The 26780-nt window shown below is 72.1% G+C and carries 25 protein-coding genes, 1 tRNA gene and 1 pseudogene; 15 read left to right on the top strand and 12 right to left on the bottom strand.

The window, feature by feature from the left end; all coding sequences use genetic code 11:
• The first annotated feature begins 5 nt into the window (after window positions 1-5).
• Both OO54_RS08645 and OO54_RS08640 read left to right on the top strand, forming a co-directional pair.
• Complete coding sequence (locus OO54_RS08645) at window positions 6-440, top strand: Cif family virulence factor (protein WP_157856441.1); 435 nt, start codon at window positions 6-8, stop codon at window positions 438-440.
• A gap of 207 nt (window positions 441-647) precedes the next feature.
• A complete protein-coding gene (locus OO54_RS08640; RefSeq protein WP_033202220.1) occupies window positions 648-1280 on the top strand; it encodes a phosphotransferase in 633 nt (210 codons plus the stop codon).
• Between the two features lie 3 nt (window positions 1281-1283).
• On the opposite strand, the gene OO54_RS08635 is transcribed toward OO54_RS08640, so the two are convergent.
• The 5 genes from OO54_RS08635 to hutU all read right to left on the bottom strand — a co-directional run bounded on the left by OO54_RS08635 (window position 1284) and on the right by hutU (window position 7692).
• Window positions 1284-2018, bottom strand: coding sequence for a hypothetical protein (locus OO54_RS08635; protein ID WP_033202219.1), 735 nt, complete (start codon window positions 2016-2018; stop codon window positions 1284-1286).
• A 100-nt stretch (window positions 2019-2118) separates the two neighbouring features.
• Window positions 2119-3366 (bottom strand): imidazolonepropionase, encoded by a 1248-nt coding sequence (gene hutI / locus OO54_RS08630; protein ID WP_033202218.1) that lies wholly within the window; start codon window positions 3364-3366, stop codon window positions 2119-2121.
• Between the two features lie 26 nt (window positions 3367-3392).
• Window positions 3393-4751 carry a formimidoylglutamate deiminase gene (locus OO54_RS08625; protein WP_033202217.1) on the bottom strand — a complete coding sequence of 453 codons (1359 nt, stop codon included), beginning with the start codon at window positions 4749-4751 and terminating at the stop codon, window positions 3393-3395.
• Window positions 4742-5938, bottom strand: a complete 1197-nt coding sequence (locus OO54_RS08620) for an allantoate amidohydrolase (protein ID WP_033202285.1) — start codon at window positions 5936-5938, stop codon at window positions 4742-4744. Before OO54_RS08620 ends, OO54_RS08625 begins: the two co-directional genes overlap by 10 nt.
• 89 nt (window positions 5939-6027) lie before the next feature.
• A complete protein-coding gene (gene hutU / locus OO54_RS08615; RefSeq protein ID WP_033202216.1) occupies window positions 6028-7692 on the bottom strand; it encodes a urocanate hydratase in 1665 nt (554 codons plus the stop codon).
• A 105-nt stretch (window positions 7693-7797) separates the two neighbouring features.
• Between hutU and OO54_RS08610 the strand changes: the two genes are divergently transcribed.
• From OO54_RS08610 to OO54_RS08585, 6 genes are all read left to right on the top strand, one after another.
• Window positions 7798-9123, top strand: coding sequence for a type III PLP-dependent enzyme domain-containing protein (locus OO54_RS08610; RefSeq protein WP_033202215.1), 1326 nt, complete (start codon window positions 7798-7800; stop codon window positions 9121-9123).
• 32 nt (window positions 9124-9155) lie between these two features.
• Window positions 9156-9635: an SRPBCC family protein gene (locus tag OO54_RS08605; RefSeq protein ID WP_033202214.1), complete on the top strand. Its 480-nt coding sequence runs from the start codon at window positions 9156-9158 to the stop codon at window positions 9633-9635.
• 178 nt (window positions 9636-9813) lie between these two features.
• Window positions 9814-10218, top strand: a complete 405-nt coding sequence (locus OO54_RS08600) for a roadblock/LC7 domain-containing protein (protein ID WP_033202213.1) — start codon at window positions 9814-9816, stop codon at window positions 10216-10218.
• Window positions 10215-10997, top strand: coding sequence for a hypothetical protein (locus OO54_RS08595; protein ID WP_017241222.1), 783 nt, complete (start codon window positions 10215-10217; stop codon window positions 10995-10997). The genes OO54_RS08600 and OO54_RS08595 overlap by 4 nt, the downstream gene beginning before the upstream one ends.
• A 41-nt stretch (window positions 10998-11038) precedes the next feature.
• Entirely contained in the window at window positions 11039-11431 is a 393-nt protein-coding gene (locus OO54_RS08590; RefSeq protein WP_026058568.1) for a roadblock/LC7 domain-containing protein, read from the top strand.
• 39 nt (window positions 11432-11470) lie between these two features.
• Complete coding sequence (locus OO54_RS08585; protein ID WP_033202212.1) at window positions 11471-11842, top strand: hypothetical protein; 372 nt, start codon at window positions 11471-11473, stop codon at window positions 11840-11842.
• A 19-nt stretch (window positions 11843-11861) separates the two neighbouring features.
• On the opposite strand, the gene OO54_RS08580 is transcribed toward OO54_RS08585, so the two are convergent.
• Window positions 11862-12701 (bottom strand): MurR/RpiR family transcriptional regulator, encoded by an 840-nt coding sequence (locus OO54_RS08580; RefSeq protein ID WP_033202211.1) that lies wholly within the window; start codon window positions 12699-12701, stop codon window positions 11862-11864.
• 328 nt (window positions 12702-13029) lie between these two features.
• Window positions 13030-14418 carry a cystathionine beta-synthase gene (locus OO54_RS08575; RefSeq protein ID WP_033202210.1) on the bottom strand — a complete coding sequence of 463 codons (1389 nt, stop codon included), beginning with the start codon at window positions 14416-14418 and terminating at the stop codon, window positions 13030-13032.
• Between the two features lie 103 nt (window positions 14419-14521).
• On the opposite strand from OO54_RS08575, the gene OO54_RS08570 reads away from it, so the two are divergent.
• From OO54_RS08570 to OO54_RS08560, 3 genes and pseudogenes are all read left to right on the top strand, one after another.
• Entirely contained in the window at window positions 14522-15523 is a 1002-nt protein-coding gene (locus tag OO54_RS08570; protein ID WP_200146617.1) for an SGNH/GDSL hydrolase family protein, read from the top strand.
• A gap of 128 nt (window positions 15524-15651) precedes the next feature.
• Window positions 15652-16776, top strand: a pseudogene (locus tag OO54_RS08565) (acetyl-CoA C-acetyltransferase); the annotation flags it as partial.
• A gap of 338 nt (window positions 16777-17114) precedes the next feature.
• Window positions 17115-17942 carry a hypothetical protein gene (locus OO54_RS08560; protein ID WP_033202208.1) on the top strand — a complete coding sequence of 276 codons (828 nt, stop codon included), beginning with the start codon at window positions 17115-17117 and terminating at the stop codon, window positions 17940-17942.
• A gap of 13 nt (window positions 17943-17955) precedes the next feature.
• On the opposite strand, the gene OO54_RS08555 is transcribed toward OO54_RS08560, so the two are convergent.
• Window positions 17956-18285: a hypothetical protein gene (locus tag OO54_RS08555; protein WP_033202207.1), complete on the bottom strand. Its 330-nt coding sequence runs from the start codon at window positions 18283-18285 to the stop codon at window positions 17956-17958.
• A 108-nt stretch (window positions 18286-18393) separates the two neighbouring features.
• Here OO54_RS08555 and OO54_RS08550 point away from each other — a divergent pair, with 108 nt between their 5' ends.
• On the top strand, window positions 18394-18624 hold the full coding sequence (locus OO54_RS08550) for a DUF4287 domain-containing protein (RefSeq protein ID WP_017241213.1): 231 nt from the start codon (window positions 18394-18396) through the stop codon (window positions 18622-18624).
• A 37-nt stretch (window positions 18625-18661) separates the two neighbouring features.
• On the opposite strand, the gene OO54_RS08545 is transcribed toward OO54_RS08550, so the two are convergent.
• On the bottom strand, window positions 18662-19534 hold the full coding sequence (locus tag OO54_RS08545) for an alpha/beta fold hydrolase (RefSeq protein WP_033202206.1): 873 nt from the start codon (window positions 19532-19534) through the stop codon (window positions 18662-18664).
• 102 nt (window positions 19535-19636) lie between these two features.
• Here OO54_RS08545 and OO54_RS08540 point away from each other — a divergent pair, with 102 nt between their 5' ends.
• The gene (locus OO54_RS08540; protein WP_033202205.1) at window positions 19637-20197 is read left to right on the top strand and encodes a TetR/AcrR family transcriptional regulator; all 561 of its coding nucleotides are present in this window, start codon (window positions 19637-19639) and stop codon (window positions 20195-20197) included.
• A 105-nt stretch (window positions 20198-20302) separates the two neighbouring features.
• Here the strand turns inward: OO54_RS08540 and OO54_RS08535 are convergent, their stop codons facing one another.
• Both OO54_RS08535 and OO54_RS08530 read right to left on the bottom strand, forming a co-directional pair.
• Window positions 20303-21202, bottom strand: a complete 900-nt coding sequence (locus OO54_RS08535; protein WP_033202204.1) for a Bax inhibitor-1/YccA family protein — start codon at window positions 21200-21202, stop codon at window positions 20303-20305.
• A 263-nt stretch (window positions 21203-21465) separates the two neighbouring features.
• Window positions 21466-21550: transfer RNA gene (locus OO54_RS08530), tRNA-Leu, on the bottom strand.
• A gap of 378 nt (window positions 21551-21928) precedes the next feature.
• Between OO54_RS08530 and OO54_RS08525 the strand changes: the two genes are divergently transcribed.
• Complete coding sequence (locus OO54_RS08525) at window positions 21929-22699, top strand: ABC transporter ATP-binding protein (protein ID WP_017241209.1); 771 nt, start codon at window positions 21929-21931, stop codon at window positions 22697-22699.
• A gap of 87 nt (window positions 22700-22786) precedes the next feature.
• Window positions 22787-25318 (top strand): ABC transporter permease, encoded by a 2532-nt coding sequence (locus OO54_RS08520; RefSeq protein ID WP_033202203.1) that lies wholly within the window; start codon window positions 22787-22789, stop codon window positions 25316-25318.
• A gap of 63 nt (window positions 25319-25381) precedes the next feature.
• On the opposite strand, the gene OO54_RS08515 is transcribed toward OO54_RS08520, so the two are convergent.
• A complete protein-coding gene (locus tag OO54_RS08515; RefSeq protein WP_033202202.1) occupies window positions 25382-26680 on the bottom strand; it encodes an SAM-dependent methyltransferase in 1299 nt (432 codons plus the stop codon).
• Between the last annotated feature and the right edge of the window lie 100 nt (window positions 26681-26780).

Below are 26780 nucleotides of genomic sequence, written 5' to 3'. Positions count from 1 at the left end.
GACGCATGACATTGCGAAAGTCTCACATGCTGGCCGTCTTCGCCTGTGCGCTGCTGGTGGGATGCACTCAGGAGCCCGCTCCCCAGGGCCGTACGGAACGGCAGACCGCCGAGGCCTATGTTCAGGCGCTGAACAGTCGTGATGTGGAGGCGCTCGCGACGCTGGGGCCCCCGGGCTACGAAGAGGTCGAGGCGGACGCCCGCAAGGCCGTTGCCGCCGACGGCGGCAAGGGGCTGGAGATCGACAGCGTCAAGGTGTCGCACGAGTTCGGTGCCGACGTGGCGAGCGCCCATGTGGTCGCCACGGACCAGGCCGGCAAGCCCTTCGCCACCTACGTGCCGATGTTCCGTCACGACGGCACCTGGGTCGTGGTCCTCGGCCACGCTCCCGGTGCCGGAAAGCCCGGCGTCAGCCCGGCGGCCACGGAGTCGCCGGACTAGCGTCCGCGATCCGGTGCGAGTGCTGGACAGGTCCCGGGAACGCAGCAGGCCCCGCCCCCCAGGGGCTTCAGAAGGTGGGCCTGCGGCGGACCTGGGACCTCGTTGTTCCCCATCCTCGCCAGGCATACTCAGCCGTTCCGTGGCCGCACCGCGAAGCAGCGGCCACGTGGCGGCGAAGGTGGACAAGAGGCGGATGGGGCAGGGTAGTTGAAGATCATCGGGCAGGGCAGGACCGCGGACGTCTACGCGCTCGACGAGGCTCGGGTGCTGCGGCGGTACCGGGACGGCGACGACGCGACGCGGGAGGCGGGGGTGATGACACGGCTGGCGGACCACGGCTATCCGGTTCCGGCGGTGATACGCGCCGAGGGGCCCGACCTGGTGATGGAGCGCCTCGCCGGACCGTCGCTCCTGGAAGCGCTCCTGGACGGTACGTATGAGCCGGAACCGGCGGGCGAACTGATAGCGGAGCTCCTCACCCGCCTGCACGGCCTGCCGGGCTCCCGCCTCCTGCATCTGGACCTGCACCCGGGGAACGTGGTGCTCACGGCCTCCGCGGGTCCCGTCGTCATCGACTGGCAGACCGCCGAGGAGGGCCCGCCCGGTCTGGACTGCGCCATGTCCGCGCTGATCCTCGCGGAGGTGGCGGTCTCCCCCGCCCCGTACGCCCCCGGAGCCCGCGCGGGCCTCACCGCGCTCCTCGCGGCCACCCGCACGCCGCTCCTCCCTCACCTCGCGACGGCCCGCAGGCGCCGGGCGGCGGACCCGAACCTGACGGACGGGGAGGTGGCGGCTCTGGGTGAGGCGGAGTCGCTCGTGCGGTCCCTGGCGGCCGTCTGACGGTCAGGCCGTGGGGGCGTCCAGGGCGGGCTTCCGCTTCACCTTGGTGATGTCCACGTCCTCCGTCTCCGGCGCCCCGAAGGCTTCGACGACGACCCCGCGGCCGGTGCCGGTGACCTCCAGGACCAGGTTGTTGCCCATGAAGCGGAGGTCGATCCGGGCCCGGGGCGAGCCCCCGTGGTCGGGCATGGGGTGGATGCGCGTCGGCGGGTAGTCCAGGGCCGCCAGCTCCTTCCGCAGGTCCATCTGGTCGGCCGGGCCCGCGCCGTCGAACGCCGCACGGATGCGCTGGGCGTGCGCGTCACCGGCGCACTTGTCGCTGGCGGTCAGGGGCACCTCGTCGACGGGTCCGGCCCTGGTCGGGACCGGCTCCGGGGGGAGCGGCGACACGGGGAGGTCCGCATCCGAAGGAGTCGGAGGTGCTCCGGCGCCCCGGGTCGGCTCCTCCTCCGCCTCCGGGACGGCGGGCGGCTGGGGCAGACCGCCCGGGACGCAGCCGTCCAGGACGCGCATGAACAGCGCCATGAACCGCGCCTCCGGGTCGGCGTTGGTCGCCAGTTCGTCCGAGGGGAGCGACCGCGCCGGGGTCGGCTTCGGCTTCGCCGGGGCGGTGGCGGCGATGGCCGACGCCTTGGCGGGGGGCTTGCCCGCGGAGCCCTCGGTACCGCAGGCGGACAGGGCCATGCCGCCGAGCGCGGCCACCATGACGATCTTCACGAACCGGGTGCGTGTTCTCATGCGGGAATCATGCGGGCGGGCGCCGACCGCCCACATGAGTACCGGTACTCAACAGAACCCGTGATCAACTGGAGGGCTGACCAACGGTTCTACCTATGCGTCAGGACACGCGGACGCCCGCGCGCCAGACCTCCGTCACCAGCGGGACACCCGGGCGGTACGCCAGGTGGACGTGGGACGGGGCGTCCAGGAAGGTCAGGTCGGCCCGGCTGCCGGCCGTCAGGCGGCCGACGTCCGTGCGGCGGAGGGCGGCGGCACCGCCGGCCGTGGCGGACCAGACGGCCTCGTCGGGGGTCATGCCCATGTCCCGTACCGCGAGGGCGACGCAGAAGGGGACGGAGGACGTGAAGGACGAGCCCGGGTTGCAGTCCGTGGAGAGGGCGACGGTCACGCCCGCGTCCAGGAGGCGGCGGGCGTTCGGCCACTCGGCGCGGGTGGAGAACTCGGCGCCGGGGAGGAGAGTCGCGACCGTCGACCCGTTCGCCAGTGCGTCCACGTCCGCGTCCGTCAGGTGCGTGCAGTGGTCCGCGCTCGCCGCGTCCAGCTCCACCGCCAGCTGCACGCCGGGGCCGTACGTCAGCTGGTTGGCGTGCACCCGGGGGTGCAGGCCCTTCGCCTTGCCGGCGGTGAGGATCGCGCGGGCCTGGTCGCCGTCGAAGGCGCCCTTCTCGCAGAAGACGTCGACCCAACGGGCGTACGGGGCGCAGGCGTCGAGCATCTCGCCCGTCACCAGCTCCACGTAGGCCGCCGGGTCGTCCGCGTAGTCCGGGGAGACGATGTGCGCGCCGAGGTAGGTCACCTCGTCGGTGTGCTCGGCCGCGATCCGCAGGGCGCGGGCCTCGTCCTCGACCGTCAGGCCGTAGCCGGACTTCGTCTCGAAGGTGGTCGTGCCCTGGCGGAGTGCTTCCCGCATGAAGCGGGCCACGTTCGCGGAGAGGTCCGCGTCGGAGGCGGCCCTCGTCGCGGCGACCGTCGTGCGGATGCCGCCCGCCGCGTACGCCTGCCCGGACATGCGGGCGTTGAACTCGGCGGTGCGGTCGCCCGCGAAGACGAGGTGGGAGTGGGAGTCGACGAAGCCGGGGAGGACGGCCCGGCCGGCGGCGTCGACCCTGTTGTCAGTGGCGGGTGTTCTGCTTGATTCACCGACCCAGACGACACGGTCGCCCTCGATGACGACGGCCGCGTCCTGGATCAGACCCAGGGCACTGCCATCACCGAGGGAGGGATCGTTGGTGACGAGACTGGCGATGTTGACGATGGCGGTGGCGGCCGTCGCCACGGCGCTGTTCGCGCTCGTGGGGGCGGAGCTCGCCGCCGGGTTGTTCGTCGCCGCGGGGCCGGTGTTCATGGTGAGGGGTGTCTCCTTCAGCCGTTTCAGCCGCGCAGGGCGGCGATCGAGTCCGCGAGGGCGGCGCCCACGTCCGGTACGGAGTGGTGGACCCCGTCCCGTACGACGTGACGGCCGGCCACGACCGTGTGACGGACGTCCGCGGCCGACGCGGCGAATACCGCCGTCTCGGCTGCCAGACGCGGTACCGGTCCCGCTGTCCTGACCGTGTCCAGGGCGATCGTCGTGAAGTCGGCGAGGGCGCCGGCCTCCAGGGTGCCCGCGTCCGGCCAGCCGAGGGCCGCGTGGCCGTCGGCCGTGGCCGCGCGCAGGAGCGCAGCCGCCGTCCAGTGACCGCGGGTGCGGGTGCGCAGGCGCTCGTTCAGCTCCATGGCCCGCGCCTCCTCCAGGAGGTCGATGACCGCGTGGCTGTCGCTGCCCAGGGAGAGCGGTGAGCCGGCGCGCTGGAGGGCGACCGCCGGGCCGATGCCGTCCGCGAGGTCGCGTTCGGTCGTCGGGCACATGCAGGTGCCGGTGGTCGAGGAGCCGAGGAGGCCGATGTCGCCGTCCGTCAGGTGGGTGTTGTGGACGCCCGTCGTCCGGGGGCCGAGGACGCCGTGCTCGGCGAGGAGCTGGGTCGGGGTGAGGCCGTGCGCCGCGAGGCAGGCGTCGTTCTCGGCGGTCTGCTCCGACAGGTGGACGTGGAGGGGGGCCTCCCTGTCCTGCGCCCATCGGGCCACGGTGGCGAGCTGGTCCGCCGGGACCGCCCGTACGGAGTGGATCGCCGCTCCGATCCGTACGCCGTCCCGTTCCTTCAGCTGCGTGACGCGCTCGGCCCAGGCGTCCGCCGTGCCGTCGGTGAAGCGGAGCTGGTGCTGCTCGGGCGCGGCGCCGAAGCCGGAGGAGAGGTAGGCGGTGTCGAGGAGGGTGATGCGGATGCCCGCCTCGGCGGCGGCGGCGATCAGGGCCTCGCCCATGGCGTTGGGGTCGGCGTACGGCGTGCCGCCGGGCGCGTGGTGGAGGTAGTGGAACTCGCCGACGGAGGTGATGCCGGCGAGCGCCATCTCCGCGTACACGGCGCGGGCGAGCGCGAAGTAGCTGTCGGGGGTGAGGCGCTGGGCGACGGTGTACATGACCTCGCGCCAGGTCCAGAACGTGCCGGAGCCGACCTGGACGGTGCCGCGCAGGGCACGGTGGAAGGCGTGCGAGTGGGCGTTGGAGAGGCCCGGGATCGTGAGGCCGTGGAGCGCGACCGCGCCGGGGGGCGGGGTCGCCACCCCCGTGCGCACGGCCTCGATGCGGCCTTCCGAGGAGCCGGCGTCGCCGCCGGACACGGTCAGGACCACCCCCGGCTCGACGTGGGTGTCGAGCCAGGCGTGTTCCAGCCAGTACGTCGTCAGCGGCACGCCAGCTCCTCCAGTACGTCGGCGAGTGCGAGGACACCGGCCACACAGTCGTCCTCGGCCGCGAATTCGGCCGGGGAGTGCGAGACGCCGGTGGGGTTCCGTACGAACATCATGGCGGTCGGGATCGACTCGGACAGGATGCCCGCGTCGTGTCCCGCGCCGGTGCCGAGGACCGGCACCGTTCCCGAGGCGCCCAGGATCCGGGAGAGCTCGTCGCGCAGGGTGTGCGAGAAGTCCACGACGGGGGTGAAGGACTCCCGGACGACGGTGAGGTCGATGCCGTGGCGTTCGGCGTAGGCGCGGGCCTCCGCCTCGATGCCGGTGACGACCTTGTCGAGGGAGCCCTGGTCGGCGGCGCGGGCGTCGAGCCAGCCGCGGACCATCGACGGGATGGCGTTGACGCCGTTCGGCTCGACCGCGATCTTGCCGAAGGTGGCGACGGCGCCCGCGACTTCGGCCTCGCGGCGGGCGGCGAGGACCGTCTCCGCGTAGGTGAGCATGGGGTCGCGTCGGTCGACGAGCCGGGTGGTGCCGGCGTGGTTGGCCTCGCCGGCGAAGTCGTACCGCCAGCGGCCGTGCGGCCAGATGGCGGAGGCGATGCCGACGGAGTCCCCGGAGAGGTCGAGGGCCCGGCCCTGTTCGACGTGCAGCTCGACGAAGGCGCCGATGCGGGCGAGCCGCTCGGGGTCCGGTCCGATCGCCGAGGGGTCGTGTCCGGCCGCCTCCATGGCCTGCGGGAGGGAGATCCCGTCGGCGTCGCGGAGCTCGTACGCCTGTTCCTTCGTCAGCCGGCCGGCGGTGAGGCGGGAGCCGACGCAGGCGAGGCCGAAGCGGGCGCCTTCCTCGTCGCCGAAGTTGACGATGGCGAGGGGGCGCTTGAACGAGACGCCGCGGGAGCGGAGTTCGTCGAGGGCGGCGAAGGAGGAGACGACGCCGAGGGGGCCGTCGAAGGCGCCGCCGTCGGGGACGGAGTCCAGGTGGGAGCCGGTGACGACGGCGTCGCCGGCCGTGGGGTCGCCGAGCCAGGCCCACTGGTTGCCGTTGCGGTCGGTCTCGACGTCGAGGCGGCGGGCCTCGGCCTGCATGCGGAACCAGAGGCGGCAGTCGGCGTCGGCCTGGGTCCAGGCGTGGCGGCGGTAGCCGCCGGTGGCCGCGTTGCGGCCGATGGGGGCGAGGCTGCGCCACATCGCGTGGAACGACGGGGAGTCGGTCCGCCCGGCCGCCGCCGAGGCGGCCCCGGCGGAGCGGGGCGCCTCGGCGGCGTCGTGGGACGAGGTCACGCGGAGTCACCCTCGCGCATCGGGACGCGGACGCCCTTCTCGTCGGCGACGCGCTCGGCGATGTCGTAGCCCGCGTCGACGTGGCGGATGACGCCCATGCCGGGGTCGTTGGTCAGGACGCGGCGGATCTTCTCGCCGGCGAGCTTGGTGCCGTCGGCGACCGAGACCTGGCCGGCGTGGATGGAGCGGCCCATGCCGACGCCGCCGCCGTGGTGGATGGAGACCCAGGAGGCGCCGGAGGCGACGTTCACCATGGCGTTGAGCAGCGGCCAGTCGGCGATGGCGTCGGAGCCGTCGAGCATGGCCTCGGTCTCGCGGTACGGGGAGGCCACGGAGCCGCAGTCGAGGTGGTCGCGCCCGATCGCGAGGGGTGCGGCGAGCGTGCCGTTGCCGACCATGTCGTTGAACATGTCGCCGGCCTTGTCGCGCTCGCCCTGGCCGAGCCAGCAGATGCGGGCGGGCAGGCCCTGGAAGTGGACGCGCTCGCCGGCCATCTTGATCCAGCGGTGCAGGGACTCGTTCTCCGGGAAGAGGTCGAGGATCGCCTTGTCCGTCTTGTGGATGTCCGAGGCCTCGCCGGAGAGGGCGGCCCAGCGGAACGGGCCCTTGCCCTCGCAGAACAGCGGGCGGATGTAGGCGGGGACGAAGCCGGGGAAGGCGAAGGCACGGTCGTAGCCGGCGAGCTGCGCCTCGCCGCGGATCGAGTTGCCGTAGTCGAAGACCTCGGCGCCGGCGTCCATGAAGCCGACCATGGCCTCGACGTGCTTGGCCATGGACTCGCGCGAGCGCTGGGTGAAGCCGGCCGGGTCCTTCGCCGCCGCGTCGGCCATGTCGTCGAAGGCGACGCCGACGGGGAGGTAGGAGAGCGGGTCGTGGGCGGAGGTCTGGTCCGTCACGATGTCGATCGGGGCGCCCTCGGCGAGCATCTGAGGGAGCAGCTCGGCGGCGTTGCCGAGGAGGCCGATGGAGAGCGGGCGGCGGGCGTCGCGGGCCTCGGTCGCCAGCTGGAGGGCGTGGGCGAGGTTGTCGGCCTTGACGTCCAGGTAGCGGTGCTCGATGCGGCGCTCGATGGCGCGCGGGTCGACGTCGATGCAGATCGCGACGCCGTCGTTCATCGTCACGGCGAGGGGCTGGGCGCCGCCCATGCCGCCGAGGCCGGCGGTGAGGGTGATCGTGCCGGCCAGGGTGCCGTTGAACTTCTTCGCGGCGACGGCGGCGAAGGTCTCGTAGGTGCCCTGGAGGATGCCCTGGGTGCCGATGTAGATCCAGGAGCCGGCGGTCATCTGGCCGTACATGGTGAGGCCGAGGTGCTCCAGGCGGCGGAACTCCTCCCAGTTCGCCCAGTCGCCGACCAGGTTGGAGTTGGCGAGGAGGACGCGGGGGGCCCACTCGTGGGTCTGCATGACGCCGACGGGGCGGCCGGACTGGACGAGCATGGTCTCGTCCTGCTTGAGGGTGCGCAGGGTGCGGACCATGGCGTCGAAGGAGCGCCAGTCGCGGGCGGCCTTGCCGGTGCCGCCGTAGACGACGAGCTTGTCGGGGTGCTCGGCGACCTCGGGGTCGAGGTTGTTCTGGAGCATCCGGAGGGCGGCTTCCTGCTGCCATCCCAGGGCGCTCAGTTCCGTACCGCGGGCTGCTCGTACGGGGCGGGGTCCTGACATGGGGGTGCCTCCTCGAATGTCGTTCAGATATTCACATCCTGACTTGCTGAATAGTTGTAGTCAACAGGGCCGTGCTCACCCGTACCGGTGAAGGGAGGGAGGAGGATGGGCGGCATGGCCTCCTACCGCCGAGATCTCGCCGTCCGAGCCTCCGTCGACCAAGGACTCCTCTCCCCCGCCGAACCGGTCGTCGCCCTTCTCGACACCGCCGGCATCCGCGCCTCCGCCGCCGCCCTGACCAGCGCTTTCGCCGCCGTCACGGACGCGCACGTGCTGCACGCCTTCGCCGTGAAGGCCACCCCGCTCGTCCCCGTCCTGCGCCTCCTGTACGAGGCGGGGCTCGGCGTCGAGGTCGCCAGCCCCGGCGAGCTGGCCCTCGCCCGCGCCGCCGGGATCCCGCCCGGCCACACCGTGCTCGACTCGCCCGCGAAGACCCCGGCCGAGCTCCGGCAGGCCCTCGCGCTCGGGATCGCCGTCAACGCCGACAACTTCCAGGAGCTGGCCAGGCTCGACGCGCTCGTCGCCTCCGCGCCCACCGCCTCGCCCCTCGGACTCCGGGTGAACCCGCAGGTCGGAGCCGGTTCCATCGACGCGCTCTCGACCGCGACCGCCACCTCCAAGTTCGGCGTGGCGCTCCGCGACGAGGGCGCCCGCAAGACCGTCGTCCAGGCCTTCCTGGAGCGGCCCTGGCTGACCCGGCTGCACACCCACACCGGCTCCCAGGGCATCCCGCTCGCCCTCATGGCGGAGGGCGTCGGCGAGGCGTACGCACTGGCCGAGGAGATCAACCGGGCGGCCGGCCGGCAGCAGATCGACACCCTCGACATCGGCGGCGGGCTGCCGGTGAACTTCACCACCGACGAGGAGACGCCGACGTACGCGGAGTACGCCCGGCTGCTCGCCGACACGGCCCCCGGGCTCTTCGACGGGCGCTACCGCCTCGTCACCGAGTTCGGCCGCTCCCTGCTCGCCAAGCACGGCACGGTCCTCGCCCGCGTCGAGTACACGAAGACCTCCGGCGGCCGGCCCATCGCCGTCACCCACGCGGGCGTACAGCTCGCCACCCGCACGGTCTACGCCCCCGACTCCTGGCCGCTGCGCGTCCTGCCGTACGACGCCGAGGGCCGCCCCCGCACGGGCGAGGCCGTCGTCCAGGACGTGGCCGGCCCGGCCTGCTTCGCCGGGGACCTGATCGCCACCGGGCGGGCGCTGCCGCCGCTGCACCCGGGCGACATCGTGGCCGTCCCGGACACCGGCGCGTACTACTTCGCCCACCACTACGCGTACAACAGCCTGCCCAGGCCCGGGATCCACGGCTTCACGGTGGACGACGGGGGCGCCGTGACGTTCACGACCGTGCGGAAGCCGCAGACGCCCGACGAGATCGTCGCCGAGGCGGGCGGCGCGCTGGCGGACGCGCTCGTCCGGTAGCGGGAGTGCGGCGGCCCGGTTTCGATGAGGACATGACTGCAGCGGGTACGGACACCACCTCCGTCGTCGTCGAGCGCCGGGTCGCCGCCTCCCCCGGCCGGGTCTGGGAGGCGATCACCGACCTCCGGGACATGCCGCGGGTCCTGTCGGGCGTCGAGCGGGTGGAGGTGCTCACCGAGGGCGGGTTCGGCGTCGGCACGCGCTGGCGCGAGACGCGCCGGATGCTGGGCAAGGAGGCCACGGAGGAGATGACCGTGACGGTGTGCGAGGCACCCGACCGGTACGTCACGGTGGCCGACTCGCACGGCATGCACTACGTCTCCGAGCTCACCCTGACGTCCGACGGGAGCGGCGGCACCACCCTGCGGATGACCTTCTCCGCCCGCCCCGCCCGCGGCCGCACCCCCGGGCCCGTCGCCCGGCTGCTCGCCCGCTTCGGCGCGAAGGCGGTCGCCAAGGCGCTGGCGAAGGACCTGTCCGACATCGCGAACGCCGTCGAGTCCCGGTTCTGACCGTCCGGACCCGACCATCCGGACCCGACCATCCGGATCGACGCCCTGCAGATCAATTTCCGTCAGACAGAGGCATGTTCCGATGGAAAATGCCAGAACGCCTCCCCGAGGCCGGAACGTTCAGTAGCGTCACCGTCACTGCCGCACGTTCGCACGCCGCATCGGGAGGGGAATCCGCGTGCCCGGAATCGACGAGTGCCTTCTGGAGGCCATGGCCCTGCCAGGCGCTCGCGGAGCCTCCCTGGTCGACTGGACCAGCGGGCTCGCCCTCGGGACGGCGGGTGATTCACCGACCGGCGACCACGAGACCACAGCCGCCGAGACCGCCGAACTCGCTCGAGCGGCGGCTGAGTTCGACTCCTTCACCACGACGGGGGAGACATCCGGGGCGATACCCGGCGACAGCCCGCCCGTCGAAGACCTTATCGTGACCACCCGCGCCGGCTTCCACGTCCTGCGCTTCGTCCAGACGTCCTTCGACAGCAGCGTCTTCCTCCACCTCTGGCTCGACCGCGACAGCGGCAACCTCGCCCTCGCCCGCCTCCGGCTGCGCGACCTCGCCGAGAGACTGGTCCTCGGATGAGCGCGGTCGCCACCCCGGTCTCCCCGATGCTGGTCCGGCTCGCCGCCGAGAAGGCCACCGGCGCCCTGCTCCGCGACCACGGCACGCTCTACCTCGTCGACGGCCGGGTCGTGCACGCCGAGAGCCCCGCCGCCCCCGGCGTCGACGTCCTCCTGACCACCGGCGGCCGGCTGCCCCGCGAGGGCTGGGACGAGGCCGTCGACCGGGCCGGGGCCCACCGGGCCGTCGGCCGCTTCCTCGTCGACAGCGGCCGGCTCCACGACGGCGAGCTGGAGATCTGCCACCTCGGCGCCGTCTTCGACGCGGCCTTCTTCGCCCTCTCCCCCACCAGCGGGCCGACCCGCTTCCGGTACGGGGTGGGGCACTGGTTCGGCACCGTGCGGCCGGTCTCCGCCGAGGCGGTCGAGCGCGAGACCGTCCGCCGCCGCGAACTCCTCGACGCCGTCTGGCCGTACGCCTCCGTCGACACCGCCCCCGTCGTGCCGCGCCCCGCCGCGCCCGGCCAGAGCGTCGGGGTGCGCCAGCGCGCCCTGCTCGCCGCCGCCGACGGGAGGCGGACCCCGGCGGAGCTGGCGCGGCTGCTCGGCCGCCCCGCCTTCCACACCCTTCTCGACGTCCGGCGGCTCGCCGCCGCCGGCCTCGTCAGGACACCGCTCGAACCCGAACCCGAACCCGAATCCGTACCGCCGGCACCGGCGCTCTTCCCGGCCCCACCGGTCACGGACCCTGACATCGCCCTGCTGCGCCGGCTCCGTGACGCCCTGGAGGCACACCTGTGATGAGGCGTGCCCTGCGCCTGCGCGCCGAAAGGAAACAGCTCATGACGGCAGAAGCCGAGGTCCTCGGCGAGCTCAGACGACTGCGGGCCCGGCTGCCGCAGTTGACGGGAGCGCTCGCGGCCAGCGCCGACGGACTCGTCCTGGCCCACGACACGGTGGACGGCGAGGCGGAGAGCGTGGCCGCGCTGACGGCGGCGGCGCTCGGCGTCGGGCAGCGGCTGACCGACTCCACCGGCCAGGGCCGGTTCCGTGAGCTGCTCGTCCGCGGCGAGGCCGGCTACGTGGCGACGTACGCGGCGGGCGGCGCCGCCGTCCTGACCCTGCTCGCCGAGCCCCGGATCAACGTCGGCCGGCTCCATCTGGAGGCCCGCAGGTCCAGCGCCCGGATAGGGCAGCTCGTCGACGGCGCACTGGAACGCAAAGACCTGAACTGACACGTCCGAACAGCACACTCGAGAAGGAAGTACGACACCATGGCGAACACCGAGACCTCCCTCAAGGAAGCGGCCTCCATCGAGGGCGCCATCGGCGCTGCCCTCGTCGACTACACCAGCGGCATGGCGCTCGGCACGATCGGCGGCGGCAAGGAACTCGACCTGAACGTGGCGGCGGCGGCGAACACCGACGTGGTCCGGGCCAAGGTCCGCGCGATGGAGCTGCTGGGGCTCAACGAGGACATCGAGGACATCCTCATCACCCTCAGTACCCAGTACCACCTGATCCGGCTGCTCAAGAGCCGCGGCGCCAACGGTCTCTTCCTCTACCTGGCCCTCGACAAGGGCCGGGCCAACCTGGCGATGGCCCGCCACCAGCTCAAGAAGATCGAGAACGAGCTGGACGTCTGAGTCACGGCCCGGCCCGGGCCTACTCGACGAACAGGCCCCGGGCCGCCGCCTTCGCGTCGAACTCCTCCAGGCGCGCCTGCGCGTCGGGGAGCTCGTCCGCCATGGCCTCCAGGAGGACCCGGCCGAGCATCATCGGCGCGCACGCGGTGTCGAAGGCGAGCCCGGTGCCGACGGCGGCCGGGATGAGCAGGTCGCTGTGGGCGGCGACGGGCGCGAACGCGGACTCGGCGACGGTCACGACCGCGAGCCCGGCCGCCCGGGCGTACTCCAGGGCCTCCACGACCTCCCGGGGGTGCCGGGGCAGCGCGAAGCACAGCAGGGCCGTGGCGCCCGCCCGTACGGCCGCGTCGACGCGGTCCGTGAGCATCGAGCCGCCCTCGTCGAGGAGGCGGACGTCGGGGTGCACCTTGCCGGCGAAGTAGGCGAAGCCGCGCGCCTGCGAGGAGGCGGCCCGCAGTCCGACCACGGGCAGCGGGCGGGAGCCGGCGAGCAGCCGGCCGGCCCGCTCGACGGGCGCGGGGTCGGCGAGCAGTCCGGCGAGGTGCTTGAGGTTCTCGATCTCGGCGAGCACGGCCTGCTGGTACTCGTTGCCCTGCTCGTCCTCGGCGCCGCCGGGCTCGGGGGGCGCGACCTCCCGCAGGTGGCGGCGGAGCGCCGGGTAACCGTCGAAGCCGAGGGCGACGGCGAACCGGGTGACGGATGGCTGGCTGACCCCGGCGAGCTCCGCGAGCTCGACGCTGGACAGGAACGGCACGTCACCGGCGCGGCGCACCATGCAGTGCGCGATCCGCCGCTGCGTGGGCGTCAGCCGTTGCCCTTCGAAGAGCGCCTGCAGCCGACCGGCCGGGCTGTCGCTCATGCCGCCCCCTCGTCCATTCACCCACCAATGACTCTGCATAAGGATATGCAGGCGGGTGACGGGAGGGAAAGGAGTGGCGCGGGGACCGCCGCACCCCCGGTGAAGGGGGGCGGGACGACGGCGGTCCCCGCGAGGGACACGGGCCCGGGTCAGGGCCGGTCTCCGCGTCCGCGGCGTCCATGGAGACCCGGGAGCCGCTCCGGAAGTCCTTGACGCCGACGGACACCAATGTGCCGGACGCGTGTTAAGCGGGTGCTGCGGGTACGTGTCACGCTCGTACCGGTTGTACGAAGAACCAGTTTCACGTACCACCGCGCACCCTCGCGAACTACTTCGCGCCGCCGCCCGCCAGGAAGGCCAGCAGGTCCTGACGGCTGACGACGCCGGTCGGCTTGCCCTCGACCAGCACGATCGCCGCGTCGGCGGCGTCGCCCAGGACGGACATGAGGGCGGCGACCGGCTCGCCCGAGCCGACCTGCGGCAGCGGCGCGCTCATGTGGCGCTCCAGCGGGTCCTCCAGGGAGGCGCGCTGGGTGAAGAGGGCGTCGAGCAGCTCCTTCTCGACGACCGAGCCGACGACCTCGGCGGCCATGACGTCGGGGTGGCCGGCGCCGGGCTTCACGATGGGCATCTGGGAGACGCCGTACTCGCGCAGCACCTCGATGGCCTGGCCGACGGTCTCGTCCGGGTGCATGTGGACCAGGGAGGGCATGACGCCCTCCTTGTGCCGCAGCACGTCGGCGACGGTGGCGGTGGAGGTGTCCTCCAGGAAGCCGTGGCCGGCCATCCACTCGTCGCTGAAGATCTTCGACATGTAGCCGCGGCCGGAGTCCGGCAGCAGGACGACCACGACGTCGTCGGGGCCGAGCTCCTTGGCGACCTCCAGGGCGGCGACGACCGCCATGCCGCAGGAGCCGCCGACGAGGAGGCCCTCCTCCTTGGCGAGGCGGCGGGTCATCTGGAAGGAGTCCTTGTCGGACACCGCGACGATCCGGTCGGTCACGTTCCGGTCGTACGCGGTCGGCCAGAAGTCCTCACCGACGCCCTCGACCAGGTACGGGCGGCCCGAGCCGCCGGAGTAGACCGAGCCCTCGGGGTCGGCGCCGATGACCTTGACGGCCCCGCCGCTGGCCTCCTTGAGGTAGTTGCCGGTGCCGGAGATCGTGCCGCCGGTGCCGACGCCCGCCACGAAGTGGGTGATCTTCCCCTCCGTCTGCTCCCAGAGCTCGGGACCGGTGGTCTCGTAGTGGGAGCGCGGGTTGTTCGGGTTGGAGTACTGGTCGGGCTTCCACGCGCCGGGGGTCTCACGGACCAGGCGGTCCGACACGTTGTAGTACGAGTCGGGGTGCTCGGGGTCGACGGCCGTGGGGCAGACCACGACCTCGGCGCCGTACGCCCGCAGCACGTTGATCTTGTCCAGGGACACCTTGTCGGGGCAGACGAAGATGCACTTGTAGCCCTTCTGCTGGGCCACGATCGCCAGGCCGACGCCGGTGTTGCCCGACGTGGGCTCGACGATGGTGCCGCCGGGCTTGAGTTCGCCGCTCTGCTCTGCCGCCTCGATCATCCGCACGGCGATCCGGTCCTTGACCGAGCCGCCGGGGTTGAAGTACTCGACCTTGGCCAGGACGGTCGCCTGAATGCCCGCTGTGACGTTGTTGAGCTTCACCAGCGGGGTGTTGCCGACGAGGCTGATCATCGAGTCGTGGAATTGCACCGTAATCTCCGGGGTCTCCGTAATGGTGTGGCCAGCGTATGCGTAGTCGGAGCGGGTTACGGGGCACTTAGACCTGGAACGGCTTGAAGGAGGTGACGGCCCCATGTCGAGGGCGAGGGTGGCGCGGCGGATCGCGGCGGGTGCGGCGTACGGCGGCGGCAGCATCGGGCTGCTCGGAGTCGCGGCGGTGGGGGTCCTGCTGGCCGAGATGCAGCTCGCGAAGCGGACGGTGGGGGGCGGAGTCGCGCCACTGCCTCCCGGAGCGGACGGACTCTACGGCCGCGCCTTCGGTACGGAGGACCCCCTGCGGCTGGCCCTTCTGGGTGATTCCACGGCCGCCGGCCAGGGAGTGCGCCGCACGGGTCAGACACCGGGCGCGCTGCTGGCCTCCGGTCTCGCGGCGGTGGCGGAGCGGCCCGTGGTGCTGCGGAACGTGGCGCTCTCCGGGGCGCGCTCGGACGACCTGGAGCGCCAGGTGTCGCTGCTGCTCGCCCAGTCGCTGGGCCCGCCCGACGTCTGCGTGATCATGATCGGTGCGAACGACGTGACCCACCGGATGCCGCCCACCGAGTCGGTACGGCTCCTGGCGGCGGCGGTCCGGCGGCTGCGGACGGCCGGGGCGGAGGTCGTGGTCGGGACCTGCCCGGACCTCGGCACCATCGAGCCGGTCTACCAGCCGCTGCGCTGGCTGGCCCGGCGGGCCTCCCGGCAGCTGGCGGCCGCGCAGACCATCGTCGTCGTGGAGCAGGGCGGCCGCACGGTCTCGCTGGGCGACCTGCTCGGGCCCGAGTTCGCGGCGAACCCCCGCGAGATGTTCGGCGTCGACAACTTCCACCCGTCGGCCGAGGGGTACGCCACCGCGGCGATGGCCGTCCTGCCCACGCTCTGCGCCGTCCTCGGCGTCTGGCCCGAGGCGGACCTCCTCGAACCCGCCCGCCGCGAGAACATCCTGCCGGTCGCCAAGGCGGCGGCCGAGGCCGTCCAGGAGGCAGGCACCGAGGTCACCGGGGCGCGCGCGCCCTGGGCCCTCCTCAAGCACCGCCGCCGCCGTCGCCTCCCCCTCCCCTCCGAAGCCGAATCCACTCCGGAGGACGCCCAGGCCTGACGCGCGGAGCGGCGGGCTGAGCGGGCGCTTAGAAAAGAGGTCCGCGTCACACCGTCAGGGCGGTGACCCGTGCGGTACGTACGGGTAACTTCCCTTGAGTCCGCCCACCGCACCCTCATGGAGCCGTGATGCCCGAAGCCGTGATCGTCTCGACCGCCCGCTCGCCCATCGGCCGGGCCTTCAAGGGCTCCCTGAAGGACCTGCGCCCGGACGACCTGACGGCGACCATCGTCCAGGCCGCGCTGGCGAAGGTGCCCGAGCTTGACCCCCGCGACATCGACGACCTGATGCTGGGCTGCGGCCTGCCGGGCGGCGAGCAGGGCAACAACCTGGGCCGGATCGTGTCCGTGCGGATGGGCATGGACCACCTCCCGGGCTGCACGATCACCCGCTACTGCTCCTCCTCGCTGCAGACCTCCCGCATGGCGCTGCACGCGATCAAGGCCGGCGAGGGCGACGTCTTCATCTCGGCCGGCGTCGAGATGGTGTCGCGCTTCGTGAAGGGCAACTCGGACTCCCTGCCCGACACGCACAACCCCTTCTTCGCGGAGGCCGAGGCCCGCACCGCCGAGGTCGCCGCCTCCGAGGGCTCCACCTGGCACGACCCGCGCGAGGACGGCATCGTCCCGGACGCTTACATCGCGATGGGTCAGACCGCCGAGAACCTGGCCCGCCTGAAGGGCATCAGCCGCCAGGAGATGGACGAGTTCGGCGTCCGGTCGCAGAACCTCGCCGAGCAGGCCATCAAGAACGGCTTCTGGGAGCGCGAGATCACCCCCGTGACGCTGCCGGACGGCACCGTCGTCTCGACGGACGACGGCCCGCGCGCCGGCGTCACCCTGGAGGGCGTGCAGGGCCTCAAGCCGGTCTTCCGCCCCGACGGTCTGGTCACCGCCGCCAACTGCTGCCCGCTGAACGACGGCGCCGCCGCCCTCGTGATCATGTCGGACACCAAGGCCGCCGAGCTCGGCCTGACCCCGCTGGCCCGGATCGTCTCCACCGGCGTCTCCGGCCTCTCCCCCGAGATCATGGGCCTCGGCCCGGTCGAGGCCTCGAAGCAGGCCCTCAAGCGCGCCGGCCTGACCATCGGCGACATCGACCTCGCCGAGATCAACGAGGCCTTCGCCGCCCAGGTCATCCCGTCCTACCAGGACCTGGGCCTCGACCTGGACAAGGTCAACGTCAACGGCGGCGCCATCGCCGTCGGCCACCCCTTCGGCATGACCGGCGCCCGCATCACCGGCACCCTCATCACCCCCGGGATGTAGGTCACATCCTGGGGGAGATTCGGTCACGGCTCGGAAGCCGGGCGGGTGACCCGCTCCGGCCGTGGAGGGGGGGGGGGCACCCCCCCCCCTCCCCACGGGCCGAGCGGGTCAACCGCACCGCGTCCGAGCCGTGACCGAATCTCCCCCAGGATGTGACCTACATCCCGGGGGAGTTCGTTTTCCCAGGTCAGAGCCGTTTCGGGACTAAACGCCTGGCAGAAATACCTGTCCAATTCGTGACGTAATGCACTGACAGCGTGCCCCACCCCAGGACAAGCTGATGTAGGAAGTCGGGGGATCGACTCGGAATCGGGAGTACGTCAGTGAGCGCCATGCCTCTTGCCCTGCTGCTGACCACGGCCGCTGCCACGGCCGTGGGCGCTGCTGCCCTGCACGCCGTCCGCGGTCTCCGGAAGGAGGTCACCGCCCTCCGGGGCGAGCTGGCCGCCGGCCACGGGATCACGGTGCCCGCCGCCCGTGCCGCCTCACCCGTGGCCGAGATACGGGCCGCGGTCGCGGAGGCGCTGGCCGAGGAGCGCGAGCGCGAGCTCGCCGAGGCGCGCGCCTTCTGGGCCGCGCAGGAAGCCCGTGACGCGGCCGACGCCCCGTCGCTGCTCGGCGGCTTCGGCGGCCCGATGGACGACGGCGCCTTCTTCGTGCCGCGCCAGGCCGACTTCGCCGGCCTGGAGGCGATGGCCCTGGAGGCCATGGAGGCGGAGGCCGCCGCGCTCGACGGCACGGACGCGCTGGACGAGTACCCCGAGGACTCGGCGGAGCTGGCCGCGGCCCGCCGCCGGCACCCCTCGCACCCGGACTTCGTGCCGGTGCAGACGCCGGTCGTCACCGACCACGAGCGGACGGTGGCCCGCCTGGAGGAGCTCGCCGACACCCGCACGGCGCTGACCGACGTGCGCCCCGGCCCGCTCGGCACCCTGGACGTGTACGTCTTCGCCGACGGCACCACGCTCTGTATGACCCCCGGCCACCGGGAGACCGCGGAGCTCCTCGCCGAGGCCCTGCGCTCCGGCCGGACCCCCGTCCTGCTCGGCGGCTCGGGCGTCTCGGGCGCCTTCGCCCTCACCTTCTCGTACGGCGACGCCGACGAGGAGAACGTCTACATCCTCGCCGACCGCGTCATCGCCTCCCTCTGACGACCGCGGGGCTCTAGAGCCCCGCGCGCTCCGTCGCCTCCCGGACCCGCGCCACGGCCTCGTCCAGTTCCCCTCCGGGGGAGCCGGCCGGGGCCGTTCGCATGATCTCGGCCAGGTCGTGTCCGGCGACGACGAGCTGGTCGGCGACGGTGAAGACGCCCGCGTCGGGCATGACGCGCGGTTCGCGGCCGGGCTCCTCGGCGCGCTGGGCGCGCACGGCCAACTCCCTGGCCAGGGCCAGTCCCTCGGCGGCCGCGCCGCGCTGGAGACGGCTCTGCGGGGCGGCCCGCAGCCGGTCGGCGAAGCGTTCGACGGCGGCGGTCAGTTCACTCGTATCGCGCACCCCGCGACCCTACGCGCCGTCCCGGGCCCCTTGCCAACGGGCTCGGGCTTCGGCACGGTGACGGGAAGAGCACGAGGAGCACACGGTACGACGCGTCCGGAGGCGCCGATGTCCCAGACTTTCTCCGCAGAGACCCACCGCAACATGCTGGCCCGCATCCCCCGCCGCACCGGTCGTGAGATCGCCGACTGGATGCGCACGGTCGAGGAGGGCCCGTCCCTCCTCCGCTTCGAGGAGCGGGTGAACTGGCTCCGCGGGGCGCACGACCTCGCGTACGGCCACGCCAAGGCGATCCTTCACGAGTACGACCTGCGGCGGGCGGCGCGCAGACTGCTCTGAGCCGCGCGCCACGCACCGCACCGGCCGGTCGGCCGGCTCACTTCACGTGCCGGCCGAGGAAGTCGCGGACGAGTCCGGCGATCTCCTCGCCGTGCGTCTCCAGGGCGAAGTGCCCGGCGTCCAGGAGGTGGATCTCGGCGTCCGGCAGGTCGCGGGCGAAGGCCTCCGCACCGGCCGGTCCGAAGATCTCGTCGCCGCGCCCCCAGGCCGCGAGCAGCGGCGGCCGGTGGGTGCGGAAGTACTCCTGGAAGGCCGGGTAGCCGTCCAGGTTGAACTGGTAGTCCCAGAACAGCTGGAGCTGGATCTCCTTGTTGCCGGGCCGGTCGAGGCCGGCCTGGTCCAGGGTCCAGGTCTCGGGGGCGATCCGGTCGAGCCGGTCGGCGGGCACGCCGTGGGTGTACTGCCAGCGGGTGGCCTCGGCGGTCAGCAGCTCGCGCACCCCGGCCTCGTTCGCCGCGCGGTCCTGAGCGTGTGCGAAGAGCACGTCCCAGAAGGGGGTGAAGCCCTCCAGGTAGGCGTTGCCGCTCTGGCTGACGATGGCGGTCACGCGTTCGGGGTGCCGGGAGGCGATCCGCAGGCCGATCGGGGCCCCGTAGTCCTGGATGTACAGCGCGAACCGTTCCACGCCCAGCTCGTCGAGGAGTCCGAGCGTGATCTCGGTGAGCTTCTCGAAGCCGTACGCGAAGTCCTCGACGGCCGGTGCGGCGGAGGCGCCGAAGCCGATGTGGTCGGGGGCGATCAGGTGGTACGAGTCGGCGAGCTCGGCGAGCAGCCCCCGGTACATGTGCGAGCTGGACGGGAAGCCGTGCAGCAGGACGAGGGTGGGGTTGGCCGGGTCGCCGGCCTCCCGGTAGAAGACGTCGAGCCCGTCGACGGTGACGGTGTGGGCGCGCTGGGCGAAAGCGGACATGACTGACTCCCCGTTTCCGGTCTCCGATCGGGAGAACGGTCGTTCTCCCGATGCCCTGTAGACTACGAGAACGATGGTTCTCCATGCAAGGGGTGAGGGACGATGGACGCGGAAGCCGCCGAACTGAAGCTGCTCGACACCGCGGAACGGCTCTTCGACGAACGCGGGGTGCAGTCCGTCGGCATGGACGCCATCCGCACCGCGTCCGGGGTCTCGCTCAAGCGGCTCTATCAGGTCTTCCCGTCCAAGGACCTCCTGGTCGAGGCCGTCCTGCGGCGCCGCGACGAGACCGTCCGCGCCGCCCTGACCGCGCACGGCGCCCGGGTCGCCGACGGGCCGTACGAGCGGGCGCTCGCGGTCTTCGACTGGCTGGCCGGCTGGTTCGCCGAGCCCGAGTTCCGGGGGTGCGCGTTCATCAACACCTTCGGGGAGCTGGGCGGGGTCGCCCCGGCGGTCGCCACCATCGCCCGGGACCACAAGGAGTCCCTGCGGGCCTATCTCGCCGAGCAGACGGACGCCCTCGGCGCCCCGCCCGTCCTCGCCGACCAGCTGGCCCTGCTCGCCAACGGCGCCATGGCCGTCGCCGGCATCACCGGCTCCCCCGAGCCCGCCGCCCAGGCCAAGGCCGCGGCCCGCGTCCTCCTCGACGCCGCCCGCCCGTAGGACAGGCCCCAGGGGGTGCCCCGCCCCTGAAAGCGCCTCCGGGCACGCAGAAGGGCCCGCCCGGCGTGATGCCGGACGGGCCCCTCCCCCGAGTCAGGGGGTGCGTCAGTCGTCGCCCTGGAGGATCGACAGCAGACGCAGCATCTCCAGGTAGATCCACACCAGGGTCATGGTGAGACCGAAGGCGGCCAGCCAGGCCTCCTCGCGCGGCGCACCGTAGGTCACGCCGTCCTCGACCTGCTTGAAGTCGAGGGCGAGGAAGCAGGCACCGAGGATGATGCCGATGACACCGAAGAGGATGCCGAGGCCACCGCTGCGGAAGCCGAGGCCGTCACCGCCGGCGAAGACGGCGAACAGCAGGTTGGCCACCATGAGCAGCATGAAGCCCATCGCGGCGGCCATCACGAAGCCGTAGAAGCGGCGGGTGACGCGGATCCAGCCCATCTTGTAGGCGATGAGCACACCGGCGAAGACCGCCATCGTGCCCAGGACCGCCTGGATGACCACGCCGTCGGCGATGTACGTCGAGACGGCGGCGGAGATCACGCCGAGGAAGACGCCCTCGAAGGCCGCGTAGCCCAGGATCAGCGCCGGCGACGGCTTGCGCTTGAACGACTGCACGAGCGACAGCACGAGCGCCACCAGGGCGGCGCCGATGGCGATGCCGTACGACTTGCCGAGGTTCGCCGGGTCGACCGGCAGCAGCAGCCAGGACAGGACGGCGGTGAGCACGACCGTGCCGAGCGTCATGGCCGTACGGCTCACGACGTCGTCGATCGTCATCACGTTGCCGCGCGTCTGCTGCGGAGCACCCAACTGGGTGTCCTGCGGCGCGTACGGGTTGGTCGCGTACGGGTTCGTCGCGCCCTCGGCATACGGGTTACCGGTGGCGTACGGGTTGGTTCCTACGGCGGGGCCCCCGGCCTGCGGCTGCTGGCCGTAGCCCGCGGTGCCGTTGTCGCGGCTGAACCCCCGTCGCGAGAAGACCGGGTTGCTGCTCCTCATCTCACTCCTCCATGGCGGACCGCACGGCGCGGCCTTGCGTCAAGAGTAATGCGTAGGCAAAAGAAACTCCCTAGTGCTCGGGGAGGATCTTTTTCCGCCACTCCTGAATCTCGTTCGGCCTCGACCGACGGGAGGAGGGCGCTCGGTCCGGGGGTAGGAGGGCACTCGGTCCGGCGGGAGGAAGGCGCTCCACCGCCGGGAGGAGGGCGCTCGGTTCGGCGGGAGAGAACACCGCCGGGCCGCAGGCACCCGCCTGGGCCCGGTGGTGCCCGGAACCGGACTCGAACCGGTACGGCCCGAAGGCCAGCGAGGTTTAAGCTCGCCGTGTCTGCGTTCCACCATCCGGGCGTACACGCGAAGCTCCGCGTTGGCACAGGAGCCTATCGGGACGCTTCCCCCGTTCAGCGGAACATCGGCCCGATGTTGTCTTATTTTATTGACGTCTGAGGGTGCGTCAGTGCAGGTGGGAGCCTTTTCCCCGAACTGTGACGGGAGTCGCAGGCGCAAAGCCGCACCCCCCGGAATGACGAAAAGTCGCCGCACTTCTGTCACGTCGGCGTGAACGGCCCCCTCAGGGCCGCAGTCATACCTCAGGAGGACGGAGCGGCCCTCCGGTCAGACTCGAGTCGCCCCCGAGAACGGGCACGTGGGCGGACGCCCGGCGCCATAACGCTCGACACGATGGAGGGGTTCCCGAATCGACCCCCGCAGTGACAGGAGTCCCCCGTGACCACCTCTCCCACCGTGTCCCGCGCCACCGCGGTGGCCGCCCGCGCCATGGACCTCTCGAAGGTCTACGGCCAGGGCGAGACCCAGGTCGTCGCGCTCGACCACGTCACCGTGGACTTCCGGCAAGGCGAGTTCACCGCGATCATGGGCCCCTCGGGCTCCGGCAAGTCGACGCTGATGCACTGCGTCGCCGGCCTGGACTCCTTCTCCTCCGGCTCGGTGCGGATCGGCGAGACGGAACTGTCCACCCTGAAGGACAAGCAGCTCACCCAGCTGCGCCGGGACAAGATCGGCTTCATCTTCCAGGCCTTCAACCTGCTGCCGACGCTGACGGCCCTGGAGAACATCACGCTGCCGATGGACATCGCGGGCCGCAAGGCCGACAAGCAGTGGGTCCAGCAGGTCATCGACATGCTCGGACTCTCCGCCCGGCTCAGCCACCGGCCCAGCGAGCTCTCCGGCGGCCAGCAGCAGCGAGTGGCCGTGGCCCGCGCCCTCGCCTCCCGCCCCGAGATCATCTTCGGCGACGAGCCGACCGGAAACCTGGACTCCCGCTCCGGCGCCGAGGTCCTCGGCTTCCTGCGCAACTCGGTCCGCGAACTGGGCCAGACCGTCGTCATGGTCACCCACGACGCGGTGGCCGCCTCCTACGCGGACCGCGTGATCTTCCTCGCGGACGGCCGGATCGTCGACGAGATGCTGCGCCCGACGGCGGACGGCGTACTCGACCGCATGAAGGCCTTCGACGCCAAGGGCCGTACGAGCTGACGCGAGGCGCCGCGACCGGACACGAACCGGTACGGCGCGCGTCCCACCGCCCCGTCCTCCGTCCCACCTTCCGTTCAGGACACACCCATGTTCCGTACCGCCCTGCGCAACGTCCTCGCGCACAAGGCGCGGCTGCTGATGACCGTCCTCGCCGTGATGCTCGGCGTGGCCTTCGTCTCCGGCACCCTCGTCTTCACCGACACCCTCTCCCAGGCCTTCCGCAACCAGTCCGCGAAGAGCTACGACGACGTCGCCGTGGCCGTCGAGATGTACCCGAACCCCGAGGAGGCCCGGAAGGCCCCCGGCCTCTCCCAGCGGGACGTCGACAAGGTCGCGAAGCTCGACGGGGTCGCCTCCGTCACCCCCCGCGTCGACGGCTTCGCGGGCGTGCCCGACAAGAACGGCAAGCTGATCGGCAGCGGCTGGTCGAACAAGGGCACCAACTTCGCCCCCGGCAAGGACGGCAAGGACCGCGCGTACGCCTTCACCACCGGCAACGGCCCCGCCGACGCCGGTCAGGTCGCGCTCGACAAGGACACCGCCGACAAGGGCGGCTACAAGGTCGGCGACACCGTCCGCGTCGCCACCAACGGCCCGGTGAAGGAGTACACCCTCTCCGGTGTCTTCACCACCGAGGACGGCGCCGTCAACGCGGGCGGCAGCCTGGTCGTCTTCGACACCTCCGTCGCCCAGAAGCTCTACCTCAAGCCCGGCTTCTTCCGGAGCATGACCGTCACCGCCGCGCCCGGCGCGGACGACGGCAAGCTCCTCGACGAGGTCCTCAAGGTCGTCCCGAAGGCGGCCTCCGCGCAGACCGGCCAGGCCCTCGCCGACCAGCAGGCCAAGGACATCGAGGCCGGCCTCGGCGCCCTCAACCAGGTCCTCCTGGGCTTCGCGGGCATCGCGCTCTTCGTCGGGATCTTCCTGATCTCCAACACCTTCACCATGCTGGTCGCGCAGCGCACCAAGGAACTGGCCCTGATGCGCGCGGTCGGCGCCTCGCGCAAGCAGATCACCCGCTCCGTCCTCGCCGAGGCCGGTCTGGTCGGTCTGGTCGCCTCCGCCGTCGGCTACGTCCTCGGCATCGGCCTGGCCGTCGCGCTCCGCTCGGCCATGAGCGCCTTCGACATGAAGGTCCCGGCCGGCGACCTGGTCCTCGGCGCCACCCCGGCCCTCAGTGCCTTCGCCGTCGGCGTCCTGATCACGATGTTCGCCGCCTGGCTGCCCGGCCGCCGCGCCGCGAAGATCCCGCCGGTCGCCGCCATGAGCAGCGTCCACGCCACCGCGAGCACCAAGTCGCTCGTCGTACGGAACTCCATCGGCGCCCTGCTCACCGCGCTCGGTGTCGTGCTGATCGTGCTCGGCGCGAACCAGGGCGGCGACGACGGCCGCATGTACATCGCGGGCGGCGCGTTCCTCACCCTCATCGGCGTGATCGTGCTGATCCCGATGCTGTCCCGGCCCGTGATCGCCCTGATCCGCCCGCTGTTCGTGAGCGTCTTCGGGGTCTCCGGCAAGCTGGCCGGCCTCAACGCGGTCCGCAACCCGCGCCGCACCGGCGCCACCGCCTCCGCGCTCGCCATCGGCCTGACCCTCGTCACCGGCCTCTCGGTGCTCGGCGCCACCGTCGGCACGGCCCTCGACAAGGTCACGACCGACCAGATCAAGGCCGACTACATGGTCTCCATGGCCAGCGGCAACGGCCTGAGCCAGGAGGCGCTCACCGCCCTGGAGAAGGCTCCCGGCGTCACCGCCGTCTCCCCGCAGCAGGCCGGCGCCTTCGACCTGAAGGGCTCGTACGTCTCGGTCTCCGGTGTCACCCCCGGCGACATCGAGAAGGTCCTCAAGCTGGACGTCGTGAACGGCTCGCTGTCCTCCCTCGGCGGGAACACGATCGCCATCGACGACGGCGTCGCCCAGAAGCGCGGCCTGAAGGTCGGCGACACCGTCCCGGTCGAGTACCTCGACAAGCAGAAGGGCAAGCTGACCGTCGGCGCGGTCTACGAGTCCAACGAGTTCGTCTCGCCGGTCCTCGCGGACAAGGAGCTCGTCACCGCGCACGAGGAGCAGGCCGACATCCGCCAGATCTTCGTCTCGACCGACGGCGGCGCGAGCGCGGCCCACGAGCAGGCCCTGTCGAAGGCCATGGGCGACAACCCGGCGATCGAGGTCATGGACCACAAGGAGATCCGGGACACCTTCGGCGGCCCGATCAACATGCTGCTGAACATCATGTACGGCCTGCTCGGCATGGCCCTGATCATCGCCGTCCTCGGTGTCGTCAACACCCTCGCGATGTCCGTCTTCGAGCGCCAGCAGGAGATCGGCATGCTGCGGGCGATCGGTCTCGACCGGCGCCGTGTGAAGCGGATGGTCCGTCTGGAGGCCGTGGTCATCTCGGTGTTCGGCGCGGTCGTCGGCATCGGCCTCGGCAGCTTCCTCGGCTGGGCGATCGGCGAGACCTTCAAGAACAGCCTGCCGGGCTACGCCCTGGTCCTGCCCTGGGACCGGATCGGGCTCTTCCTGGTCCTGGCGGCCCTGGTCGGCGTCCTCGCCTCCCTGTGGCCGGCCCGCAGCGCGGCGAAGCTGAACATGCTCTCCGCCATCAAGGCCGAGTAGCCGGACCCGATGCGAAGGGCCGGTCTCCCCACCCCGGGAGGCCGGCCCTTTCGCGTACCCGCGTCAGGTCCGCTCGTTCCAGACCCGCGGCCGCAGCGCCGTGTCGCTCTTCCCGGAGACCGGTGTCCTCACCGCGAGGAACTGGTTGACGCCGATCCGGTTGCGTTCGAAGGAGACGGCCGAGGCGGCCATGTAGAGCCGCCAGATGCGCGCCCGGCCGGGCGAGGTGAGGCCGACCGCGCGGTGCCAGTCGCGCTCCAGGTTGGCCACCCAGCGGCGGAGGGTGAGCGCGTAGTGCTCGCGGATCGCCTCGACGTCCCGGACCTCGAAGCCGGCGTCCTCCAGCGTGGACAGGGTGCGGCCCATGGGCGCGAGTTCGCCGTCGGGGAAGACGTACGCGTCGATGAAGGGGTCGATCTCGTAGGTCGCCTCGTCGGGTTCGGGGCGGCGGGAGATCTGGTGGTTGAGGAGCCGCCCGCCGGGTCTGAGGAGCCCGTACAGCGTGTCGGCGTACTCCCGGTACCGCACCTCGCCGACGTGCTCCGCCATGCCGATCGAGGAGATCGCGTCGTACGGGCCGTCGGGCACGTCCCGGTAGTCCTGGACGCGGATCTCGACGCGGTCGGTGAGACCCTCGTCGGCGATCCGCTTGCGGGCGAAGGCGGCCTGTTCGCGGGAGAGGGTGACGCCGACGACCCGGGCGCCGTACTCGCGGGCGGCGTGCAGGGCCATGGAACCCCAGCCGCAGCCGACGTCGAGGAGCCGGTCGCCCTCCTTGAGGTTCAGCTTGCGGGCGATGAGGTCCAGCTTGTCGCGCTGGGCGTCCTCCAGGGTGCCGCCCTCGGTCCAGTAGGCGCACGAGTAGACCATCGAGGGGCCGAGGACCAGCGCGTAGAAGTCGTTGCCCACGTCGTAGTGGTGGCTGATCGCCTGCTTGTCACGGCGCCGGGTGTGCCGGTTGCCGCTGCGTCCGCGCACCTCCTCGGCCGGGGGCCGCGGCGGCGGCAGCGGGCCGGCGAGCCGCAGGAGGGAGCGGGCGGCGGCACGCAGCTTGGGATCGCGTACGGAGTCGAGCAGGCTCCTGGTCTCCTCCGGGCGCTCCCACAGGAGGCCCGAGAGGCGGTCCAGGGCCTCGTACAGGTCGCCCTCGACGTCGAGGTCCCCGGCCACCCAGGCGCGGGCCAGGCCCAGTTCGCCGGGCTTCCAGATCATTCTCCGCAGGGCGCGGCGGTCGCGGACGATCAGGACGGGGCCGCCGGCAGGGCCGGCCTCGCTGCCGTCCCAGGCTCGCAGTCGGACCGGGAGCGGTCCTCCGAGGAGTTCCTCGGCGAGGGTCGTCAGCCGCGACGCGGCGTCGGCCATGGTGCACACCTCCGTGATCTCGTGCCCCAGAAATGCTCGTCACCAAGGGAACACCCTCCGTAGGCGTTTGCAGTCCCGCCGCAGCGCAAGAAGTCGGCAA

This window comes from Streptomyces wedmorensis (assembly GCF_000716445.1).
In the GTDB taxonomy this organism is placed as follows: domain Bacteria; phylum Actinomycetota; class Actinomycetes; order Streptomycetales; family Streptomycetaceae; genus Streptomyces; species Streptomyces wedmorensis.
The sequence above is the reverse complement of the archived record's forward strand: the minus strand, read 5'-3'. Positions and strand labels throughout refer to the sequence as shown.